Below are 3,173 nucleotides of genomic sequence, written 5' to 3'. Positions count from 1 at the left end.
AAGGCCCCTGCGCCCGCTCCGCGCGACTCGGGCACCGCGCGCGCAGCATCCGGGCGGGCGGGGGCCGCCGTGACCGCCCCGACGACCGGGATCACCGCCACCCGGACGCCGCTGAAGGGCTGGGGCCTGTGGCGCGCGTGGCCGGGCAACATCGCCACCCTCTGGCGTCGCTCGCTGCGCTTTCGGACGATCCTGGTGACCCTCGGGCTCACTGCGTTCGCGGTGCTCGTGGCGTGCGTGTGGATGGCCCTCGCGATTCAGAACGACCTCTTCGCCTCGCGCAAGGACCAGGTCCTCGATGATGCCTCCCAGGCCCGTGCGGCCGCGCAGGCGATCCTCGACGCCGCAGTGCAGAGCGACGGCCAGCTGCAGAACGTCATGATCTCGGCGATGCGCACGCTGGACGAGCGGTCCTCGGCAGGACTGGTCGCGGCGTTCCGCATCGGGCCGCCGGTGCCCGACGCGCCGCAGAACTTCAGCTCCGACCCGACCGCGATCGATGACGTGCTCGGCGAAGGCCTGCGCACCAGCGTCCGCGAGAATCCTGACTGGCAGTTCTGGCAGTCCATCGCCCTGCCCACCGACGACGATGAGGCGGTGCCGGGCATCCTCGTGGGCCAGCAGCTCGAGGTGCCGGGCGTCGCGTCGTACGAGCTGTATCTGGGTTACGACCTGTCGAACGCACCGCAGACGCTCGGGTTCGTGCAGGGCACGCTGTGGATCGTCGGCATCGGGCTGGTGCTGCTCATCAGCGGCATCGCGTGGTTCGTGCTGCGCTCGGTGACGACCCCGGTCGGCGAAGCGGCCGACACCAGCGCGCGCCTCGCCGCGGGGGATCTCGGGGTGCGACTGCCGGTGCGCGGCGAGGACGAGCTGGCCACCCTCGGGCGTTCGTTCAACGCGATGGCCGACAGCATCGAGTCGCAGATCAAGGAGCTCGCCGACCTGTCGCTCGTGCAGCAGCGATTCGTATCGGACGTCTCGCACGAGCTGCGCACGCCGCTGACCACCATCCGCCTCGCCGCCGACATGATCAACGACCAGCGCGAGGACTTCGACCCCGCGACCGCGCGCGCCGCCGAACTGCTCAACGCGCAGGTGCAGCGGTTCGAGGTGCTGCTCACCGACCTCCTCGAGATCAGTCGCTACGACGCCGGTTCGGTGCAGCTCGAGCTGGAGCCGACGAGCCTCGCACACCTCGCCGAAGATGTCATCGCGTCGATGCATCAGCTCGCCGAGCAGCACGGCTCGGATGTGCGGCTGGTGGCTCCGGGCGGGTACACGCCGGTCGACATGGATCCCAGGCGGGTGCGGCGCATCGTGCGCAATCTCCTCGGCAACGCCATCGAGCACGGCGAGGGGCGTCCGATCGTCGTCACCGTCGACAGCAATCAGCAGGCGGTCGCGATCGGGGTGCGCGACTACGGACTCGGCATGACCGCCGACGACGCGGAGCGGGTGTTCGACCGCTTCTGGCGCGCCGACCCGTCGCGCAAGCGCACGATCGGCGGCACGGGGCTCGGCCTTTCGATCGCGCTCGGCGACGCGAAGCTGCACGGCGGGGAGCTCACGGTGTGGTCTGAGGTCGGGCGCGGCACCAACTTCGTGCTCACGCTGCCGCGGAGCAGCGTGGCGCTGAGCGGGCCCTCCCCGCTGCCCCTCGACCCGGGCGAGGATTCGACGGCGCCCGCCGACGAGCTCGGACTGACTCAGCCGCTCGAGGTGCCGTATGCGACACCGGCCCGCGACATCCGCGTGCCGGATGCATCGGACCGCGAAGGTGCGTCATGACCCCGCGCCGCGGCATCCTGGCCGCCGTCGTGATCCTGTGCGCCCTGGTCCTCACGGCGTGCGGCGGGTTCCCCACGAGCGGACCGGTCGAGTACGGCGAGGAGACCGGCGCTGCCGGCGACGAGTCTCAGAACTTCGTCTTCCTCCCGAACCTGCCGCAGCCGGGCGCGTCGCCCTCCGAGATCGTGGAGGGATTCATCAACGCCGGCACGGGACCCGGGATCGACGGCGGGTGGGCCACCGCACGCGAGTTCCTGGCGCCCGAGCTCCGCCGCGAGTGGGATCCCGAAGCCAGCGTCATCGTCGACATCGCCGCCAACCGCGCGTATTCCGAGTCCGAGGAGGACGCCGTCGAGTTCTCATACGACGCCGTCGCGCGCGTGGACGACCGCGGGGTGTACGAGCGGGCGGAGCTCGCAGAAGCCAGCCTGCCGTTCCGCCTCGAGCAGCAGCCGGACGGCGAGTGGCGCATCACCGAGGCGCCGGACGGGGTGGTGGTCGACAGCGACCAGTTCCCGCGCGTCTTCCACCGGTACCCGGTGATGTATTTCGACCCGACGTGGCAGTTCCTCGTGCCCGACAGCAGGTGGTTCCCACCCGGCAGCGCGGAACGGCGTATCACGCGCGCTCTGGTGAACCAGCCGCGGAGCGAGTGGCTGGCGGCATCCGTCGTCACCGCCTTCCCCGTCGGCGTCACAGCGGCCGTGGCGCTCAACGACGGCGGCGTCGCGCAGGTCGAGCTGACCGAGGACGCCGCCGGCGCCGGTCGCGAGGCGCTCGACCGCATGCTGACGCAGCTCGAGGCGAGCCTCGCGTCGGCGGGCGTGCTCGACGTCGAGATGTTCGCCGGCACGACGCCATTGAGCGCCGAGCGCGTGGTCACACGGACGATGCGGTTGCCTGCGTCGCCGCTGGTGTCCACCGAGGCGGGCTTCGGGTTCATCGTGGGCGACGAGGTCGAGCCGGTCCCGGGTCTGACAGAAGCTGTGGCCGAGAGCGAGCCAGTGGCGATCCAGGTCGCCCCCGATCGCGACCTCGCGGCGGCGCGCCTGGGCAGCGGGCAGGTCGTCCGTCTCCACGCCGACGGCGCCGAGGTCGAGCCGCTGGATGACCGTCCCGGGCTCGTCGATCCGACCGTCGACCCCGGGGGGAATGTCTGGAGCGTTGCGCGCGACCAGCCCGCGGCACTGCGCGTCTACCTGAGGTCGGGCGAGATGCGCGAGGTCGCCGACGCATGGCCAGGGGCGACCGCCATCAGCGCGATGGCGCTGTCGCGCGACGGGACGCGGCTGGCCGCGACGGTCACCGCGGGCGGGCGGACCATGCTGTGGGTGGCCGGCGTCCTGCGCGACGCCGACGGGCTGCCGATCGCACTCGGCACG

At 71.8% G+C, this 3,173-nt stretch carries 2 protein-coding genes; both read left to right on the top strand.

The window, feature by feature from the left end:
* Positions 1 to 69: 69 nt before the first annotated feature.
* Positions 70 to 1,791, top strand: a complete 1,722-nt coding sequence (gene mtrB, locus EIO58_RS15025; protein WP_127820197.1) for an MtrAB system histidine kinase MtrB — start codon at positions 70 to 72, stop codon at positions 1,789 to 1,791.
* Positions 1,788 to 3,173 (top strand): LpqB family beta-propeller domain-containing protein (locus tag EIO58_RS15020; protein ID WP_127820196.1); only part of this gene is annotated, 1,386 nt, incomplete at its 3' end. The genes mtrB and EIO58_RS15020, both read left to right, overlap by 4 nt.

Source organism: Microbacterium sp. CPCC 204701, assembly GCF_004010105.1.
GTDB lineage: Bacteria > Actinomycetota > Actinomycetes > Actinomycetales > Microbacteriaceae > Microbacterium.
The sequence above is the reverse complement of the archived record's forward strand: the minus strand, read 5'-3'. Positions and strand labels throughout refer to the sequence as shown.